The following is a 19760-nucleotide window of genomic DNA, read 5'->3' on the forward strand; positions in this document are numbered from 1 at the left end:
GTCGGGAGTCGACCCGGCCACGTGTCAGTTGCAGCTCGACGGCTTCATGTTCTGAGCCGCGCTACTTCCCCGTGGCGCGGAGCTTCGCCAGTCGCGACTTGTCCAGCTTCGCGACGACGCCGACGCTTCGCCCCGCGAGGTTTGCGACGACGTACTGCACGCTGGTGCCCAACACCTGCGCGCTCTCCGAGAGCGACAGCCCGTAGTCCTGCTCCAGCCACTGCGTCATGCCGCTGGTCGCCGAGCGCAGCGCATCATCCAGCGAGCCCGCCTGCCCGAGCACCATGAGATGCGTGGGCGACTCCACCCGGGGCATCGACGGCGCCTTGCCGTGCACGACATCCACCGTCAACTCCACCTCCATCGACGTCTCCAATGCGTACTGTGACGTCTCACCATCGCCCTGCGCGGCATGGGCATCACCCAGATAGAGCAGCGCCCCCGGCTGGAAGACAGGCAGATAGACGGTGTTGCCCTCCACCACCTCGTTGAAGTCCATATTCCCGCCAAAACGCCCCGTGTCTCCGGTGGAGAAGGCAGGCAGACCGAAGCCCGGCGCCACCGCCAGTCCTCCCAACATGGGCCGCAGCGGCACCGTGTAGTCCTTCAGTCGCTCCGTCGGCGTCTCAGGGCTCGCGACGCCCTTCTCCCAGTCCAGCGTCCAGCGCACGGGCTTGCCCAACTCCGTCGCCTTCGCCGCCAGCGCGGGCGTCATCGCCCTTCCGACGATGCTGTCGAGACTGTCCGCGTGACGCCGATTCAAGCGCACGCGCTTCAGGTGGATGACCAGCGTGTCCCCAGGCCGCGCATCCCCGATGAAGAACGGCCCCGTCTGGGGATTTCCGAAGAGCGCCTTCGTGACGCCGTGCTCATCCACGCCACCAGAGTCGAGCGTGGTCGTCTTCAGCGTGTCACCCGCCCAGAGCGTCAGCACCGGCTCGCGCGTCGCGGAGAACTCGTTGGACCAGGTGGTGGGCTTGAACTCGTGACGACGCGGAGGCCCCGAGGGACGCTCGGCGATGCGCCGGGCGGTGAAGGCATGCTTCACCCGCGCCTGGGCGTTGTTCGTGTCGGGCATGTCCGCGGTGCCCCGCATCGTGTCCCCGCTCACCTTGCCCGTGAAGGTGTAGCGCGCCTTGTTTGAGTCCGTGACGGTGAAGCGGACCTCCTGGCCCGTCCGCTCACCCTCCAACGTGTCCCCGTCGAACTCGCCCCCCAGCCGCTTGCCCGTCCGCTCCAGCGACAGGGCCTGATAGAGCGGATTGCCCCACAGGTCCGTCGTGACGACCCACTGCTCCTTCACGGGGGCCTGCGCGAACACCAACCAGGGAACACAGCAGAGGAGCAACGTCACGGCGGGGCGGATCATGGCGGAGGCCACCATGCCATCCGGGTCCACGCCGCGCACCCTCCAAGAAACCCTGGCGCCGCGCGTGAAGTTCCCGCATCCACGCCATTCACGGGATTACCTCACGGCAGGTGAGCCAGGCGTCACTGGACAAGGCAGGTCGTCACGCTAGCGTCGCACCCACCCGCGCCTCCACGCGGTGCGAGGTGACGAGACATGACGGCCCTGAGCCACACCTATCAGTACAGCGGCCCTTCGGAGCTCGTGGCCGAGGAGCGCGGACAGGCGTTGCGCCTCATGACCTCCGGCGGCGGCGCGCCCCGGCCGTACTTCTTCGAGGGGCGCCTGCTCCAACCCCGGCTGACGGCGCTGTCGCTGCGCGCCCTGTCCCGCGTGGTGGGGACGCGCTTCCATGTCCCTCCCGCCATGCTGCACCGCATCCTGCTCGAAGCCGACCCGGTGGTGACATGCGGACGCGGCATGCTGCGTTTCGAGGGGTTCTCCGGCTGCGCCAGCACCTATGCCCGCGTGGACCTCACGCCGGGGGCCTACGAAGGTGACGTCGCCTCGTTCGGCACCACCAACGTGGACTTCAACGCACCGATGCGTGCGGCGTTGGCCACCGTGCGCGCGGAGGAGCCGCTCGCGCTGTCCGTGGGCCACGCGGAGGTGGCGCTCCAGCGCGGCGAAGCACGGGTGGTGGAGCGCAAGGTGCCGCTGCCGCTGCGCTGGCTCAAGGGCTTCGCCGAGGTGCAGGCGTACCTGTCCCGCCTCACGCCCTTCGCGGAGCTGCCCGCGACGGAGGCCCTGCGCTTCCTGCGCGGCCTTCCTCGAACACGCACCGACAAGCGCCCGCACTACCTGGTGCCCCAGGGACGCTCGGTGCGACTGAGCTCGACGGCGGCGACGGGCGCGATGCGCCTCACCGGCCTGGAGCGCTTGCGCGTGCTGGAGGACCTGGCCCCCTTCGCGAAGCGACTCATCCTGCACGCGGACCCTCGGGGTCAGGCCAGTGCCTTCGTGCTCGACATGGGCGTCCTGCGCTTCACGCTCGCGCTCTCCGGCGAGGTGTGGCGTGGCTTCTCCGGCGAAGGGCAGACGCTGTCGGCCCTGGCACAGCGCCCCGCCGTGGAGCAGGTGCTGTCCACGCTGCGCGCGGAGCTGCGCTGGGAGGCCGTGCTGGAGCCCCGCGCGCTGGCGAGCAAGCTGTCCGCGCCCGAGGACCTCGTGTGGCACGGTCTCCAGGTGCTCGGCGTCAGGGGACTGGTGGGCTTCGATTCGCAGACGGCCGCCTTCTTCCACCGGGAGCTGCCCTTCGACCTCGAGCAGGTGGAGGCTCTCGCACCCCGCCTCTCCGACGCACGCGCGCTGCTGGAGGCGGGTGCACTGGAACCGGACGCCTCTACCCCGAACGCCTGGTGGGTGCGCGGCGCGGACGTCACCTACCACGCCCTGCTGGACGCGGATGGAGAGCCGCTGCGCTGTGGCTGCCCCTGGTTCTCCCGCCACGCCCTGGAGCGAGGCCCCTGCAAACACCTTCTCGCGGCGCAGCTACACGCCCAGCGCGCCGAGGACCCCGACGCCTCATGACGACCTCGCCCCTCGATGCGCTGCTCGCCGCTCCCAGCCCCGCCGCCTGCGCCACTCTGCTGGAGGGGCTGACTCCGGCGCAGCGAAGACAGCTCGGCCCCGAGGCACTCAAGCGGGACAAGGCGCTCCGGGACGAGCACTGGTCGGACTCCCGCGAGGAACAGGCGCTCCGGCGCGAACGCTCCCGGGTGCTGGCCATGTTGTGTTTCTTCACCGTCCCGCCTTCGGACTGGACGCCCCGCCTCCTCGGTGCCCTTCCCGAGGAGGCCGCCGACCTGGCCGCGAAGCTGCGACCGGACTGGCTGGAAGACGCGGCCGAGCGGCTCGTCGCGCTCGCCCCGTCCTACTTCTGGGTGGCGCGCATGCTCATGCGCAAGGGGGTGTCCCGTCGCCCCACCCATGACAACTACACCACGGGCATGCTCTTCCTGGACACGCGCTTCCATCCGAACCCCTTCGACACGGACCCGCGACTGCTGGAGCACGAGGCGTGGCGCCTGTTCGAGGTCGAGGGCAGCGGAGAGCTGAGCCTCGCGGCGAAGGACAAGTACACCTTCGAGGACAAGACCTGGGCCTCCGTCTTCCTGCGGCACATGCGTCAGGGCACGCTGGAGCGAGGGCGCCTGCTGGACGCCACGCTGGGAGCACTGGAGCGCGACTTCGCGGCGTTTCGCGCGGGCTGGTTCTCCCGCTTCCACGAGGCCCTGGAGCCAACCCCCGAGGAGCTGGCGCGACACAGGGACCGCTATCTGCGCCTCCTGGGCAGCTCCATCCCCGCGACGGTCAGCCTCGCGCTCGACGTCGTCACCGCGCTGGAGGCCCGCGAGCCCTTGCCCGTGGACTCCGCCCTGCCCGCGCTGGAGCCCGTGCTGCTGGCCCGGCACAAGGGGACCGCGCAGCAGGCGGTGAAGCTCCTCAAGGCACTCGGCGAGCGCGAGTCCGGCGCTTCCCGTGAGCGAATCACGGGGGCCCTGGCCTCCGGCCTCGCGCACGAGGCCGTGGACGTGCAGAAGGCCGTGCTGAAGGCGCTGGAGTCCCTGGCGAAGACGCCCGACGCGGCCCTTCGCACCGCCGTCGAGGAGCGGGTGGACGGAGTGGCCGCCTCGCTGAAGAAGCACGTCCAGGCATGGCTGGGTGAGAGCACGCGCCCCATGGCTTCGGAACCTCCCAGGACAGCGGACAAGAAGAAGCCCTCCGGGGAGCCTCGCGCGCCGGCCTCACCCACGGACGCGCGCTTCGCGGTGACGCCCATCGCGAGCCTCGACGAGCTGCTCTCCGCGCTCTCCACCTGCATCGAGGACGCGGGCAATCCGATGGAGGTCGAGCGCGTGCTGGATGGCGTGGCCCGACTGGGCCGACAGCGCCCCGACGACTTCGCGCGGCGGACCTCCGCCCTGGCGAAGCGCGCCAGGAAGCTGAGCGCGAAGACATATGGAGAATCCTTGGCGGTTCGCCTCGCGGGCCTCGCGCTCGCATGGCTCGCGTCCCCGGGCGAGGCCCACTCCACGCTGCGCGAGGTTCCCGAGCCGGCGCTCACTCCCGGACACGAGGTGTTCCTGCCACTGCTGAGCGAACGCATCTCCGACCTCGCGAGGGCCCTGGACGCGGGACGCGAAGAGGGCCTGTTGTCCATGCCCACCCATGAGGGCGGGTGGCTTGCTCCGGAGACGCTGGTGGCACGCCTGCTGGCGCGCGCACCCGAGGCGGAAGAGCCCCCGCTCTCGGACCTGTGTCTCGCCCTGTGTCGGCTCGCTCCCGTTCGAGACTCGAAGGCCCTGGAGTCGCTGAAGCAGTCGAGCCGCTCGCGAAGTGACGCACTCAAGCTCGTCGCCTGGGCCCTGGGGCTTGGCAAGAGCGCACCTGACACAGTGGACGTGAGTGTGTCGGTGGCGCGGAGGCATCGGGGTGAAACGCCGGAGTCGGAGCACACCTTCACCGTCAAGGCGCGACGCTCCGGCAAGTTCACCTTCCACGACCTGTTCATCTCGACGTCGCCCAAGCCCATCGCGCCAGGGAAGCTCAAACGCCAGGACATTCCGGGCCTGATGCTCATCAAGGAAAACGGCGGCGGCGGCAAGCCCTACCCGCGCTGGGCGGCGACGCTCTGGCCCTCGGGACTGGAGGCGTTCTTCGCCAGCCACGCGGAGGAGCTGGCCATGAACATCGACTGGAGCGAGGCCAACTGGAGCAACGTCGTCGCCTACGAGCAGTTGCTTCACCCCTGGCTGCGCCTGGGCTCCATGGCCCGGCTGGTGCTCGCCATGGGTCTGGCGACGAAGGAGCCTGGTGAGCATGGCGTAAGCGTGGACGCCGCCATCTCCGCGCTCGCCACGGGGAGACTCACCGCCGAGGAGCTCGGGGAGATGCTGCGCGAGTTGCGCCCCACGGGGCTCATCAACCTCAAGCGCCTGTCCATGACGCTGGCGCGGGTGGCCAGTGCCTCGGAGGAACATGCCGCGCAGGTGGCCCTCGCCATCCAGCGCGCCCTGAGGAAGACCTCGGAGGACACCGCCCCTCGCGACGAGGGCACGCTGGTGAAGCTGCTGCTGGAGTTGCTGGCCCAGACGGAAGGCCGGCTCACGGACGCCGAGGCGTGGGACTACCTCCAGGGCACATCCCATCGGAAGACCTTCGAGCCGCTGGCGCCTACTGCTTCTTCAGCTGCTCCCCCACCGCCCCCAGCAGCGCGTCGAACGACTCCTCGAAGAGCCTCACGCCATCCACGGACAGTCGCTCCGTGATGGACTTCATCGACACGCCTCCCGCCTCCAGCTGGCGCATCGTCTCCCTGGCGCCCGCGACATCTTCCACCAGGCTGGTGCGCACCTTGCCGTGGTCCCGGAACGCGTCGATGGTCGCCGGGGGCATGGTGTTGACGGTGTCGGGGCCGATGAGTTCTTCCACGTAGAGCACATCCCGCAGCTTCGGATTCTTCGTGCTGGTGCTCGCCCAGAGCACGCGCTGCGCGCGCGCGCCCTTCGCGGCGAGGGCCTTCCAACGCGCGCTGCTGAAGAGCTCCTGGTAGATGCGATAGGCGAGCCTCGCGTTGGCGATGGCCACCTTGCCGCTCAGGGCCTCCAACGTCTTGCGCTGCTCGGCGGAGGCGCCCGACTTGAGCCGCTGCTCGATTTCCTTGTCGGCCGCCACGTCGATGCGGCTGACGAAGAACGAGGCCACGCTGGCCACCGTGCTCAGGTCTCCACCCGCCTTGGCGAACTTCTCCAGCCCGGACAGGTACGCCTCGGCGATCTGCCGGTAGCGCTGCTGACTGAAGAGGAGCGTCACGTTGATGTTGAGCCCTTCCGTGATGAGCTGCTGGAAGGCGGGCACCCCGGCCTCCGTGCCGGGGACCTTGATCATCACGTTCGGTCGCGCCAGCGTCTTCCAGAGCCGCCGGGCCTCCTCGAGCGTGGCCTGCGTCTGGTTCGCGAGCCGGGGGGAGACCTCCAGTGAGGCGAAGCCATCCTTCCCCTTCAGCGCGTCATAGACGGGCCGGAGGATGTCGGCGGCGCCCTGGACGTCACGCACCGCGAGCTGCTCGTAGACGTCATTGGCGGAGAGCCCCTTGGCGCGCGCCGCCACGAACAGGTCCGCGTAGTCCTCGCTGCCCGACACCGCCTTCTGGAAGATGGTGGGGTTGGAGGTGAGGCCCTTGAGCCCATCCTCGTCGATGAGCTTCTTGAGCGTGCCCTGGGTGATGTAGCTCCGCTGGAGGTTGTCCACCCAGACGGCCTGGCCGAACTCCGCGAGCTGACGCAGTGGATTCATTGGGACGTTCCTCCCCTGGTCCTCAATCTGCCCATGCCACGTTCGCCCGTGAGCGGGCCTGCGCCCAGGAGCCCCCCCGCCGGGCTGCTCTCCGAAGAGAGGACCCTCGGACCCTCCCTCCCCTTCATGGCCGCGCCGCTTCACCAGGGCCTCCACCGTCAACACCCTACGGGGGTCCCCAGCCCGGAGAGAGACGATGGCAGACACACTGGCAGAGCTCGCGGCGCAGCTTCGAGTCGACAGCATCCGAGCGACGACCGCGGCGGGCTCGGGACACCCCAGCTCCTCCATGTCCGCGGCGGACATCGTCGCGGTGCTGTTCCAGAAGTACCTGCGCTTCGACTTCCAGCACCCGAAGGCCCCCGACAACGACCGCTTCGTGCTCTCCAAGGGCCACGCCTGCCCGGTCCTCTATGCGGCGTTCAAGGCGGTGGGCGCCATCGACGACGCGGAGTTGCTGTCGCTGCGCAAGCTCGGCAGCCGGCTGGAGGGGCATCCCAACCCGCATGTGCTGCCGCTCGTGGACGTGGCCACCGGCTCGCTCGGCCAGGGGCTCGCCGTGGGCGTGGGCATGGCGCTGATGGCGCGGCTGGACCAGCGCGGCTTCCGCACCTACGTGATGATGGGCGACAGCGAGACAGCGGAAGGCTCGGTCTGGGAGGCGTTCGACAAGGCCTCTCACTACCAGCTCGACAACCTCTGCGCCCTCATCGACATGAACCGCCTGGGCCAGAGCGGGCCGACGGAGCTGGGCTGGAACGACGAGGCCTACGTCGCGCGGGCCCGCGCCTTCGGCTGGCACGCGCTCGCCGTGGACGGACATGACCTGGGCGCCATCGACCGCGCCCTCGCGGAGGCCCAGTCCACGAAGGGCAAGCCCACCTGCCTCATCTTCAAGACGGAGAAGGGCCACGGCTACTCGCTCATCGCGAACAAGGAAGGCTGGCACGGCAAGCCCCTGCCCGAGGACAAGGCGCGCGAGGCCATCCAGGAGCTCGGCGGTGAGCGTCACCTGCGCATCGAGGTGAAGAAGCCTGAAGCGACCCGCCCCGCCCCCCAGGAGTCGGCCGCGCCGTTGAAGCTGCCGGGCTACGCTACCGACGAGAAGGTCGCCACCCGCAAGGTCTACGGCGATGCCCTGAAGGCGCTCGGTGACGCGCACCCGGACCTCGTCGCGTTGGACGCGGAGGTGTCCAACTCCACGTACTCGGAGGAGCTGCGCAAGGCCCATCCCCGGCGCTACTTCGAGATGTACATCGCCGAGCAGAACATGGTGTCCAGCGGCGTGGGCATGGCGGTGCTGGGCAAGCGCGTCTTCATCAGCACCTTCGCGGCCTTCCTGTCGCGCGCGTATGACCAGATTCGCATGGCGGCCGTCTCCAACGCGACGCTGCACCTGTGCGGCAGCCACGCGGGCTGCTCCATCGGCGAGGACGGCCCCTCGCAGATGGGACTCGAGGACCTGGCGATGATGCGCGCCGTCGCGGGCAGCACCGTGCTGTACCCGAGCGACGCCAACCAGACGGCCGCGTTGATGGCCCACCTGGTGGACCTGCCCGGCATCAGCTACCTGCGGACCACCCGCGCGAAGACGCCCGTCCTGTACTCGGCCACCGAGAAGTTCCCCATCGGCGGGTGCAAGGTGCTCCGACGCTCGGACAAGGACGTGGCGACGATTGTCGCCGCGGGCATCACCCTGCACGAAGCGCTGGACGCGCATGCGCGGCTCCAGGAGTCCGGTGTCTCCGTGCGCGTCATCGACCTCTACTCCGTGAAGCCCGTGGACGTGAAGACGCTGCGGCAGGCCGCGCGGGAGACCCAGGGGCGGCTCATCGTCGTCGAGGACCACTGGGCCGAAGGCGGACTCGCGGACGCGGTGCTCGAGGCCTTCTCCGACGAGCCCCAGCCGCTGCCTGTCGTGAAGCGCCTGGCGGTGCGCACCCTGCCCGGCTCCGGCAAGCCCGAGGAATTGTTGAGCGCGGCCGGCATCGACGCGGAGCACATCGTCCAGGCCGTCATGGCCCTGAAGGACGCTCCGGGCCCCACCGACGCTCCCGAGGCGAAGGCGCCGCGTCCTCGTGGACGAAAGAACGCATAGCCGGGGGCTCCAACAGGGGCCGTCGGACGTGCGAGAGTCCCACCCTCGATGACCTACGACCTTCAGTCCCTCACCGAGCTTTCCACCCTTGAAAACCTCGTGAGCACCCAGGGCGTGGCGGCGCTGCTCGCCACCCTGGACGAGGTACTCGCGCGCACGCCGCCCGACGCGCTCGTGTTGAAGGAAGACGGCCCCGCCGTCGGCCCCAGGACGCTGCGAGTCCTCCGCAAGGCCGTCGAGTTCGACGCCACCTTCCTTCAAGCGCACCCCGAGGCCCTCTTCCAGAGCCTCTACAACCGCCTGCGCTGGCACGACGCTCCCGACGCCGCCGCGCACTTCGCGCCCGAGAGCCAGGGCCCGTGGAGCCATCCCGACGCGCATCTGTTCGCGCTCGCGAACCACTGGCGGAAGCAACGGGACGCGGCGGGCGCGGCGCCCTGGGTGGAGTCCCTGCTGCCGCTGCGTGGCGCCCTGGAGAGCGCGGACTCGCTCTTCTGGCACGACGCCCAGGTGCTGTGCGCGGCCTACAGCCCGTCGGGGGCAAAGCTCGCCACCGGCTCGTGGTCCGACGACGGCAACGTGCGCGTCTGGGACGCGGCCACCGGCGAGTGCCTCCAGGTGATGGCGGGCCACGAAGGCGAGGTGCGGGGCCTGGCCTGGAGCGCGGACGGAACGCGACTGGCATCAGGCTCCAGGGACCATGACGCCCGCATCTGGGATGTGGAGACCGGAGCGCTCCTGAAGGAGTTTCCGGGTCAGGAGGGACAGGTGACCTCGGTCGCCTTCAGCCCGGATGGACGCCTGCTCGCCACCGGCAACCTGGGGTGGCGCGTGCACGTGTTCGACGTGGAATCCGGCCGCCCGGTGAAGACGCTGAAGGGACATGAGCAGTCCGTGCTGAGCCTGTCCTTCCACCCGTCGGGGCGCTGGCTCGCGAGCGGCGGCTCCGACTCCACGCTGAGAATCTGGGACACCGCGACGTGGACGCAGGTGGAGCGCATCGCCTCCGACGGATACGTCGACACGGTGGAGTTCAGTCCGGATGGCGAGTGGATTGCCTGGGCGGTGTTCGAGGGCATCGCCGTGGCGGACACCCGGACGTGGACCCGGCTGCCGGGCACGCGCGGCGAGGGGCGCTACTCCCAGGTCGCCTGGCTCGGAACGAGCCGGCTGGGTCTGCTGTCCTACAACCGGGTGGAGGTCGTGGACGTCCGCGAAGGCACGGCCTTGTGGTCCAGGCCCTACCCCTCCGATGGCCATCAGCGCGGCGCGGCCTTCTCTCCCAACGGCAAGCACTTCGCGTTGACGGCGGCCGATGGCGGCCTGCTCGTGAGCGACCTCTACGCTTCGCCGCCGCCCGTCCTCCTGGCGGAGCCGCATCGCATGAAACAGCTCTGGGGCCAGCCAGAGGGGGGGCTCGCCATCGCCCAGCGGTTCGACGCGTGGCTCGCCATCGACGCCCAGGGGTGCGTTCGCAACTGTCCTCCCGACCTCGACGAAACACCCATGCAGCCGTGGTGCTTCAGTCCCGATGGGACCCTGGCCGCCTATGGCATCCATCTCATGATGGAGACGCCCGCCCGGCGCGGGGTCCGGTTGCTCGACGCGAAGAGCCTGACTCCGGTGCGGACCCTGTTCGCCAGGCCGCTGGACCCGAACGACACGAAGAAGCGCCTCAGCATGAAACAACCGCTGGCCTTCTCTCCGGACGGCCAGTGGGTGGCGGCGGCGCTCGAGTATGGGTGCGTGCGAATCTGGCGCGTCTCCGATGGAGCCCTGCTGCACACCCTGCGCGGCGCGAAGGGACCCGTCACCCTGGTGACCTTCACCCCGGACGGCGCCCACGTCGTGTGTGGCTATTCCGAGGACGCTCGCGTGTGGGTGTACGAGGTGACGAGCGGCAGGAACGTCCTGACCACCCGGACCCTGCTGGAGCCCGAGCCCGCGTACGCGGCGGCGACCCGCGCGCCTCGCATCGCCGTGGGACGCGCCTCCGGAGAGCTGGAGGTCTACGATTTGACGACGGGCTCACTGCGGCTCATCCAGGTCAGCAACGACGACGTCGTGGCCGTGGGGCTCTCCGCGGATGGCTCGCTCGTGGCGGCCTGTGGGTTGGACAGGCGAGTGCGCCTCTTCGATGTCCAGACGGGCGCGCTCAAGTACGAGCTGCCGCATCCGTCCCTGCCCTTCTCCGTGTCCGTGGGAGAGGACCTGCTCGTCACCCAGTCCAATGACCAGGTGACGCGCCTCTTCGACCTGGCCACGGGCGCGCCTCGCGAGGAGTTGCCTGGCAGCGCCACTCCGGAAGACGTCACGCGTCGCCGGTTCTGGGAAGTCCTGGGCGAAGGGCCGGTCTCCTTCCATCGTCAGGAGGACCCCACGCCCCTGACGCATTTCCAGGATGGGCTGGAGGAGACCGTCATCCTGCGGGAGGGACTGGTCGTGGCCCGGGGTCGGAGCATCAAGGACTTCCTCTATGTGCTGAGGATTCACGCCCCCACCGGAGGGAATTGATTCCGGGCGGCGGGCGGAAAATGCGCCAGTTCAGGCCAGGGGGACTCCACGGGATGAAGTCCTCATCCCCCACCCCTGGAGCACCCCATGGCCTCTTGGCTTGATCTCGCATTCCGACGCCCTCCCGTTGCGACAACTCCCGTGGAGGTCCAGCCGCCTCCGCCGCCCCCTCCGCCGCCGCCCGAACCCCCTCCGGAAATCGGAATGCCCACGAAGGACGAGTTCGTGGCCAGCCCGAACCTGCCCACGGGACCGGACCTGACGGGAGCCCCCCAGTACGCGCCTGTTCTCCTTGCCTCCCGCCCCCCTTCCGCGCCGGAAGCCGCGCCGGGTCTGCCTTCCCCAACGCCTTCTCCCACGCCAGGACCCGCGCCGAGTGCTCCGCCCCCTCCCGCGCCCCCTCCCGCGCAGGAGCCTCGCTGGAAGCCGGACATGAAGCTGGCTGACGCCCACAACGCCCACTCCACCAACACCCGCGGCGACTTCAACAAAGCCGCCAAGGGGGACTACAACTGGATGGAGGGCGACGTCAGCATGGAAATCAATGACAAGGGTCGCATCGAAATGCGGCACGACCCCATCCATGAGAAGGGCGACAACCTCACCCTCACGGAATGGCTGAACAAGGGGAAGGAGCTGGGGGTCGGCCTCAAGCTGGACGTGAAGGATGCCGAGGCCTTCAACAATGGGTTCCTGAACGAAGTCCGCGCGTCGGGCGTTCCAGACCATCAGCTCATGTTCAACTACGGCTTCCAAAAGGCAGCCGACCATGGGGTTGAGACGCGGGCGATGTTCCCCGGAGCCACCATCGCCATCAACCCTCCCTCCCCCGACAAGGTCCCAGCGGGGTCCGACCCGATCTCCGAAATGGTGAAGATGGTCGAGACTGGCGGCGTCACACAGCCTGTCACCTTCGTCTTCGAGTACGGCAAGCACCCCACGAATCCAGACGACATCAAACGCTTGCAGGACCTGGGGCCCATCTCTGTCTGGAGAGGCGCGACGCTCACCGGCATGAGCACCGAGGATGCCACCAAACACCTGAAGGAAAAGCTGGGCTACACCGGCATGATCGACCTCAAGGAGACCGCCATGAACGACCCCGGGGGCGCCATCACGGATACCGTCGACAAGGGGTTGAACTACGCGGTGGATTTCGCCAAGGAGCCGGGCAAGTACCTGAAGAAGCTCTTCTGAGACGTGCGCGAGCCCCCGCTTCATCCAGGGCCCACCCTCAACGAGGGGAGCACCCCACCCGCTGCCCACCGACGGCCAGGTCGTCGAGCCACCAGTCGGTGGGCACGGAGAGCCCCTGGTAGAGGAAGACGCCCGTCTCCAGCACCGTGAAGCTCTGGGCCTTCTCCCGCTTCGGAGGCGTGTCCGTGGGCGGGTCGGAGAAGACGAACTTCCGGGGCCATGCCAACTCCACGCCGTCGAGCCAGACACGCGGCTCGGCGGCCTCCGGGGCCTCCCCGTTCGCCGCGTCGAAGAGCCACTCCAGACACACCCATCGGTCCAGCACGAGCGGCGTGTCGGAGACCTGCACCCACTCCGGAAAGCCGGGCGGCTCCGGCGGATGCCAGAGGGCCATGTATTTCTCCTGGTACGTCGCCACCTCGTACCAGTCGAGCGCCTGGAACGCGCCGTCATCACTCCCGGGCCGGGGATAGCGCGCGTTGAAGAGTCCCGCGTGTGAGGCCGGGCGCGCGGGCGTCGTGTAGACGAAGACGCGCCCCCAGAGCACGGGGCCGAAGTCCCCGGGCAGCTCGAAGCGCACCGTCTTCTTCGGTCCCCCCTGCTCGCCCTCCCGGCCTCCCACCAACTGGCTGGCATGCAGCGCATACCTGCCGCCATGGGCCCGGGTGTCATCCACGACGAGCCGCCCGCTGAACTCGTCACGGTGCGGTGTCCAACCCGCGGGCAGCCGCCCCTCCTCGAAGTCCCAGCACAGCGTCTCCCCCGCCGAGCACCCCGGGGACGACGGCCGGTGAGCACACGCGAGGCAAAGAACAACCAAGACCAGTCCGACACTCCAAGGGGCGGCGATTCGGGCGCGCAAGCGGGAGTCCTCGTCAAAGGCTCCAATCTCGCACGCCCGAGCAGGGCTGTCCCGCCGACCTCCCTCAGACCCAGATTTGACTGTTGCCGATCTCCGCCTTCTGGAGCGCCTCGAAGGAGGGATAGGCCTTCGCCGCGTCATGGTTGTAGCTGTCGTAGCTGGACCAGACGCCGTTCTCCTGGCGCACGGTGAAGAAGTGGCCGCGGGTGGTGTCCGCAATCACACCCACGCCCCGCTTCTTGAGCGTGTCCGCGTCACTCTGGGCCAGGCCATACAACCCCAGGACGGAGGGGTCATTGCCATCCATCACCATCTCCTGGGCCTCCTTGTTCGGCAGGCCGAGCGCCGTCTCGTAGTGCTGCGTCGCCTTCTGGATGAACTCGTCCCGCGTCAGCCCGCCATTGGTGAAGTGGTACAGCGCATAGAAACCACAGAGCTTGGAGTCGGGAGGCGTCTTCGGCTGCTTCAGGAACTTGTAGGGCACGGTGCACCAGGGTGGTTGGAGAGCGTGAGACCGGAAGCCCCGGCCGCACATCCCCGAGACGACACGCCCCCGGGGCTTGTGACACGTCCGCCACGTGCGAGGTGTAGCGGGAAACTTCACAAAACCACCCCGTGAGTAACCCATCCCGCCACGCCGTGTCCCCGCAACCGCCTGAATGACTTGCAAGCCCGCAATGGCTTGCTTCCTGCTCACAAACCGCCCGCCACGTCGACGCCCCGCCAATCCCTCTCCGACATGACGTGGAAACCCCGTAGGAGAAAACCACTACATGTCAAAGTCAAACACGCTCCGCCCACGAGCCATGTCCTGGCTCGGCGCGGCAATGCTCTGTCTCTTCATGTCTTCCCAGGTCGCCTCGGCCGCCAGGGTTCCCGCCCCGGTTCCTCCGAAAGAGCCGCCCCAGGTCGACCCGTGCGAGTGCGGCCCCCTGGACGTGGTCTTCGCCATCGACGACACGGGCAGCATGGGCGGCTCGTTGACCGCCCTCCAGGCGAACTTCTCCAACCTGTTGACGCAAATCCAGACGTCGTCCAACGGCGACTACCGGCTGGGCCTGGTCACCTTCCAGGACGACGTCACCGTGCGCGTGGACCTGGGCGCGGGCAACGACGCCCAGATGCAGGCGCAGATCGCCAGCCTGACCGCGAACGGCGGGTGGAACCTGCCGGAGGCGTCCGACGAGGCGCTCAACACCGTCATCCACAACATCGCCTTCCGCCCGAACCAGAACGGCGCCTTCACGGGCTACTGGCGCACGGGGGCCCGCCGGGTCGTCGTCCTCATCACCGACAACCTGCCCGGCGGCTTCAATGACTCGTACACGAGCAACGCCCTGGCCAGCCTCCAGGCGCAGGAGGCCTACAACGAGGGCATCCGGATTCACGCCGTCTACGTCCCCACGGGCGGCACGCCCGACCCGACGGTGGTGGGCATCATGCAGAACTACGCCACCGTCTCCCAGGGGGCCTACCGGCTGACGGCGCCCAGCGGCGCGGACGTGCCCCAGGCCGTGCAGGACTTCCTGAGCGACTGCCGCACCCCGTCCGACGTCTTCATCCGCGACACGCCGGCCGACAACGGCTGGGAGCCCAGCTCCGGCGCCATCTGGACGAGCCCCGACATCAAGGTGTGCAACAACGTCAACGGCTGCGCCAGCTCCACCAACCCCGTGTTCGGCACGCCCAACAACTACGTCTTCGTCACCCTGCGCAACTACGGCCCGCTGCGCCCCACCGGCCCCATTGGTGGCTCGCTGCACCTGTACTACCTGGCGTCGGGCGGCAACTCCTCCTGGGGCTCCACGAGCTGGAGGCGCATCCAGACCCAACACAACATCTTCCTGGACGCGGGCGAGACGCGTGACATCCGCATCCAATGGGCCAACGTCCCCCTGCCCGGCCACTACTGCCTGCTGGCGCGGTGGGTGTCCGACGGCGACCCGATGAGCTACCCGGAAATCATCGGCTCCGACACCGTCACCAACACCCAGCTCAACAACAACATCGCCTGGCGCAACGTGGACGTGGTCCGGATGCTGCCCGGCGGCACGGGCACCACCACGTATGACGTGCGCCCCACGGTGGGCCATGCGACGACGCTCTTCATCCGTCCCGAGGCAGAGCCGTTCCCGGGCCGTGTGACGCTGACGCTGACGGACCGGCTGTTCGCGGCCTGGGAGGCCGCGGGCGGCGAGGCCGAGGGCCTGGAGGGTGTCGAAGGCACGACGCTGTTCTTCGGCGGCCACGGCGGCGCGCTGGGCCTCCACACCGATAAGGAGATGGATGAGCGCATCCACGTGAACTTCCTGTCGGACGGGCCCGAGGGCTTCTTCCCGATGAACATCTTCGAGAGGGATGACCGGAAGGACCCCATCGGTGGCGTGAGGTACGAGGTCAACGTCCTCTCGCCGGACGCCGAGCCGGTCGCCGTGGAGCTCGCGGTGCGCGGCGTCGACGGCAAGTACACGGAGCTGACGTGGCCGCACACCGTGCACCACAAGCACTACGTCGTCTACCGGAGCGAGAACCCCGAGGCGGGCGACATGGAGGCCATTGGTGAGGTCGCCGCCAGCGAGGACCTCTCCGAAACGACCGCGGTGCGCTTCGTCGACGCCTCCGACGCGACTCGCCACTTCTTCTACGCGGTGGAGAGCCACACCGACGGCAACAAGACGCTCAGTGGCTGGGTGACGCTGGGGGCGCCTCCCAACCGGTAACACGCGCGGCACCCCTCCTTCCCGGGCGAAACGGGCCCGGGAAGGAGGACGTCGTCGTCAGATGGTCGGCTGGGCGATCTTCACGTCGCTCTTGTCGAAGTGGTCGAACGCCTTCGTCATGCCCCACGCGCCCAGGCCAATCGCCAGTCCCACGGCGGCTCCCGCGGGCCCGCCCCAGGCTCCCGCCGCGGCGCCGGCCGCCAGGTAGCCACCCACCGCCGCGGTCGCCGTCGTCACGCCGCTGGCGACCGCCCAGCCATTGCCCTTCTGGATGCCGTCGTAGGCCTGCATGCCGCCACTCAGGACGCCCAGCCCCGCGGTGAGCTTCGCCAGCCCGTTCAGGCTCTTGGCGGCCTGCATGGGCGTCAGGCGCTGTCCCGCGGTGATGACGCCTCCGTCCAGCGTCAGGCCACTGCCCGCGCCACGAAGCGCGGTGGTGACGGCGCTGCCACCCGACACGACGCCGATGGTGCCCGTCACGAGCGCCACCCCGTCCTTCGCCGCGCCAAGGTAGTTGCCCTGGCTGAAGTCCCGCATGAACAGGGGCCCCGCCTTGGCCAGAATCTCAGCGCTGCCGGCCAGGCCGGCAATCCCGCTCGCTCCGCCCACCAGGCGTGCCTTGGGGTCCAGGCTGAGCGACGGCTGGCCATTGAGCGCGGGCGTGAGCGCCTCCTTCAGGCGGAGCATGCCCACGGAGTTGGCTGAGACCGCCGCCTTCACCTCCTTCAAGTCGTTGCGCTCCACCTTGTCCGGGTTCAACGCCCGGTTGGGAGACAGCGCGAGCGCCAGCTCATTGAAGTCCCTGACCTGTTGCGACAGGCCATCCACCGCCGCCCCGCCCAGCGACGCCTGCCCCTTGGGCAGCGCCTTGAGCGCGTCGACCGAATCGACCTTCTCGCCGTTGACGGTCAGCGTCTGTCCTTCGGGGGTGATGGAGTGCTGGGCCGTCCCGTCGGCGTTGGTGATTTTGTTGGAGGCGCGGATGAGCTCCGGTCCCGTCTTCGTGTCGACGGACACCTGCTCCTGCTCCTGGGTGCTCTTGGGGCCGTCCTTGGGCTTCAGGCTGGACGTGGTGCGCTCGTGGATCTCCACCTCGCCCTGGGCGTTGCGCTTCTCCTCGCGCGAGTAGTCCTGCACCGCGCGCGCGCCCGTCTCGTCCGTCTGGTCCAGGTGCGACGCGACGACCTTGTTCCTGTCGTCGAACGTCCGCGTCAGCTCGCTGCGAGCCTCGACGGCGGGGCCGTCCTTGGGCTGCGTGGAGGTGGTGCTCGATTCGGTGGTCTGGAGCCGGCCCTTGTCGTCCCGCTTCTCGGTGAGCGCGTAGTCGCGCACCGTGCGCGTCCCGTCCGCCTCCGTCTGGTCCGAGTGCGCCGAGGCCAGCCGCCCCTTCGCGTCGAACGTGCGCTTCGTGTCGCCCTTCACGCTGACCGGGTCCCCGTCCGGGTTCTTCGGGTCGGGCACCCGGCCCTCGGTGGTCTCCGTGACGGTGTTGCCGTCCAGCTTCTTGCGGGTGGTGACGGAGAGATCTTCCTTGCCCTCGATGAACGTCTGGGTGTTCAGCTCGCCGGGATTGCTCGTCTGGAGCGTCCAGCTCTTGGGCGAGCCGTTCTCCTTCTCCGCCCGGTACTCCACGTCCCCCGCGGCGTCGTAGAAGCCGCTGTCGTACGAGCTCTCGCCAGGCTTCTTCTCCGGCCGGTCCAAGACCTTGCTCTCGCTCGCGGTGACGCGGGCGTTGTCCTGGGAGTACGACGTGCCGAAGGTGTAGCTGGCCTTGGCGGGCTTGCCGTCGGGGTCCTTGGCCCCCTCGGGCGGGATGTGGACCGTCTTGGTGTCCACCTTGTCCAGGGGGCGGTCGTCGTCGAACTTGCCCTTGAGCTGGTCGTTCAGCCCCTTCTCGTCGTCCTGGGTGCCGAACGTCCGCGTCGTCTGGGTGGTGCCGTTCTTCGCATCCTCCGTGACGGTCTTCTCGACCAGGCGCTTGTCCCCGTCGACCGACAGCTCGCGGGACTCGAAGGATGCCTTGGGGTCGGCGCTCCTGCGCTTCTCCACGTCACGCAAGCTGGAGACCTTCGACGCCGCGTCGACGTCCTTGTCCGTCCAGGCGGCGCGGGTGTTCGTCAGCGTGCCCATCTTGTGGTGGTCCTCCAGCGTCTCCGCCTCCACAGTGCCCTTCGCCCGGTCGAACTTCTGCGACGTGACGTACGTCATGTCGTCGCGGTCGCCAAACCGCGTCCGCTCGGTGACCTGCCCCTTGTCATCCTTCGTCACGAGCGTGGTGCCATACCCGTCCCGGCTCTCGATGGAGACTCCGGGCGGCAGCTTCTCCGGCTGCTGGGCCAGCTTCTCCAGCGCCTGGGTCCGAGCCTTCAGGTCCTTCTGGGTCTGCGACATCCCCTTCTGAAGACCGGCCTTCTCCTCGGCCACCGTCTGGAGGTCCACCTCCTTGCGCAGCGCCGTATCGAGGGGTGACTCCGCCGCCGCCTTCTTCAGCTCGGGGCTGGCCTGCGTAATGGCGTCGGCCTTGTCGAATTGGGCGGAGGCCCGAAGCTCGCGGGCCATCGTCGCGCCCAGCGCCAGGGTGTTGGCATCCTTGCCCTGGGACTTGAGGCCTTCGATGACGGTCGCCTGGTCCTTCTGCGCGTTGAGCTTGTCGACAATCGGCTTGCGGCCCTCGGGCCCCGCCAGCGCCGCGCTGTCGGCCAGGCTCTTCACCATGGCATTGCGGTCCTCCGCGGGCGTCTTCTTGTCACCCACCGCGTCCGCGGCCTTCTGCACCTGCGGCGCGGACTCGCTCACCAGGGCCTTGCGGTACGCGGGGTCCTGACCGAGCGCGAGCTGACGCTTGAGTTCCTCGGCGCCAGCGCGCGGGCTCTTGGAGGAGGCGTCCGCGACGCGTCTGGCATCGGAGGTCGCGGCTTCCTTCGAGGAGACGACGGACTTCGTCCCGAACAACTTCTCCTGGTCCTTGGCGGACAGGCTGCCCGCGTCGAAGACATCCTTCTGCCGGTCCGCGAGGGCGTACGGCTTGGGCAGCTTCTCCTTCTCCGCGGCGTCGTTCGCCTCCTTCTCCGCGGCGAGCGCCTTGTTGGCCGCGGCGAGGGCCTCGCGCTTGTCCTTGGCGGCGATTTCGTTCGCCGTCTTCGAGGCCTTGTCCGCCTTGTCGAGGTCCTTGGACGCCGTCTCAACCTTCTTCTGGGCCGTGTCCTTCGCGCCGGGAGAGAGCGCGACGGCGCGCTCCTTGTCCGCCTTGTCCAGCCGGGAGCCGGCGTCGCCGCGCGTCTTGCGCGCCTCCGTCGCCTTCTTCTCCGACGCGTGCGCCTTCTGCAGCGTGCGTTTGGCCTCCGTGCGCGCCTTCTCCGCCTTCTTCTTCGACTGCGCGGCCGTGACCTTGGGAGCCTTCGGCTTCGGCTTGGGCTGCTCTACGGGCTTGCGGACCTTCGTGGGCAGCTCTCTAGGAATGGCCATGACAACCTCCTGGGGGATGGGGGAGGCGCGGGAGAACGGCGAGGAGCCCGGCACATTGCCAGCCCGCGCTTCAACATTGTCGGAATGTGAGACAGCGAGTTTCGCGACAGGATTTAATGCCTGTTTTCACCGAAAAACCCTTGCGTCACATGAAACATGAAACACATACAGCGACCGTCACGCGCCGCGAGGGTCGGC

The 19760-nt window shown here is 68.7% G+C and carries 11 protein-coding genes; 6 read left to right on the forward strand and 5 right to left on the reverse strand.

The window, feature by feature from the left end; genetic code table 11:
* Positions 1-61: 61 nt before the first annotated feature.
* A complete protein-coding gene (locus HUA74_RS33425; RefSeq protein WP_371817345.1) occupies positions 62-1399 on the reverse strand; it encodes an acetamidase/formamidase family protein in 1338 nt (445 codons plus the stop codon).
* A 165-nt stretch (positions 1400-1564) separates the two neighbouring features.
* On the opposite strand from HUA74_RS33425, the gene HUA74_RS33430 reads away from it, so the two are divergent.
* Both HUA74_RS33430 and HUA74_RS33435 read left to right on the forward strand, forming a co-directional pair.
* Positions 1565-2938 carry an SWIM zinc finger family protein gene (locus tag HUA74_RS33430; RefSeq protein ID WP_174457780.1) on the forward strand — a complete coding sequence of 458 codons (1374 nt, stop codon included), beginning with the start codon at positions 1565-1567 and terminating at the stop codon, positions 2936-2938.
* On the forward strand, positions 2935-5679 hold the full coding sequence (locus tag HUA74_RS33435) for a DUF6493 family protein (RefSeq protein WP_174457781.1): 2745 nt from the start codon (positions 2935-2937) through the stop codon (positions 5677-5679). The genes HUA74_RS33430 and HUA74_RS33435 overlap by 4 nt, the downstream gene beginning before the upstream one ends.
* Here HUA74_RS33435 and tal read toward each other — a convergent pair.
* The gene (gene tal, locus HUA74_RS33440; RefSeq protein WP_174457782.1) at positions 5585-6706 is read right to left on the reverse strand and encodes a transaldolase; all 1122 of its coding nucleotides are present in this window, start codon (positions 6704-6706) and stop codon (positions 5585-5587) included. The genes HUA74_RS33435 and tal overlap by 95 nt on opposite strands.
* A gap of 196 nt (positions 6707-6902) precedes the next feature.
* Here tal and HUA74_RS33445 point away from each other — a divergent pair, with 196 nt between their 5' ends.
* The 3 genes from HUA74_RS33445 (at position 6903) to HUA74_RS33455 (ending at position 12515) form a co-directional block, all read left to right on the forward strand.
* On the forward strand, positions 6903-8804 hold the full coding sequence (locus tag HUA74_RS33445; protein ID WP_174457783.1) for a transketolase: 1902 nt from the start codon (positions 6903-6905) through the stop codon (positions 8802-8804).
* Between the two features lie 48 nt (positions 8805-8852).
* Entirely contained in the window at positions 8853-11318 is a 2466-nt protein-coding gene (locus tag HUA74_RS33450; RefSeq protein ID WP_174457784.1) for a WD40 repeat domain-containing protein, read from the forward strand.
* A 432-nt stretch (positions 11319-11750) separates the two neighbouring features.
* Entirely contained in the window at positions 11751-12515 is a 765-nt protein-coding gene (locus HUA74_RS33455) for an FAM151A/B family protein (protein WP_174457785.1), read from the forward strand.
* A 37-nt stretch (positions 12516-12552) separates the two neighbouring features.
* Here the strand turns inward: HUA74_RS33455 and HUA74_RS33460 are convergent, their stop codons facing one another.
* The gene (locus HUA74_RS33460; RefSeq protein WP_254625350.1) at positions 12553-13335 is read right to left on the reverse strand and encodes a hypothetical protein; all 783 of its coding nucleotides are present in this window, start codon (positions 13333-13335) and stop codon (positions 12553-12555) included.
* Between the two features lie 106 nt (positions 13336-13441).
* Positions 13442-13861 carry a hypothetical protein gene (locus tag HUA74_RS33465; protein WP_174457787.1) on the reverse strand — a complete coding sequence of 140 codons (420 nt, stop codon included), beginning with the start codon at positions 13859-13861 and terminating at the stop codon, positions 13442-13444.
* 289 nt (positions 13862-14150) lie between these two features.
* On the opposite strand from HUA74_RS33465, the gene HUA74_RS33470 reads away from it, so the two are divergent.
* On the forward strand, positions 14151-16097 hold the full coding sequence (locus HUA74_RS33470) for a vWA domain-containing protein (RefSeq protein WP_174457788.1): 1947 nt from the start codon (positions 14151-14153) through the stop codon (positions 16095-16097).
* Between the two features lie 57 nt (positions 16098-16154).
* Here HUA74_RS33470 and HUA74_RS33475 read toward each other — a convergent pair whose 3' ends face one another.
* On the reverse strand, positions 16155-19562 hold the full coding sequence (locus tag HUA74_RS33475) for a hypothetical protein (RefSeq protein WP_174457789.1): 3408 nt from the start codon (positions 19560-19562) through the stop codon (positions 16155-16157).
* Between the last annotated feature and the right edge of the window lie 198 nt (positions 19563-19760).

The organism is Myxococcus sp. CA051A (assembly GCF_013336705.1).
GTDB classification, from domain to species: domain Bacteria; phylum Myxococcota; class Myxococcia; order Myxococcales; family Myxococcaceae; genus Myxococcus; species Myxococcus llanfairpwllgwyngyllgogerychwyrndrobwllllantysiliogogogochensis.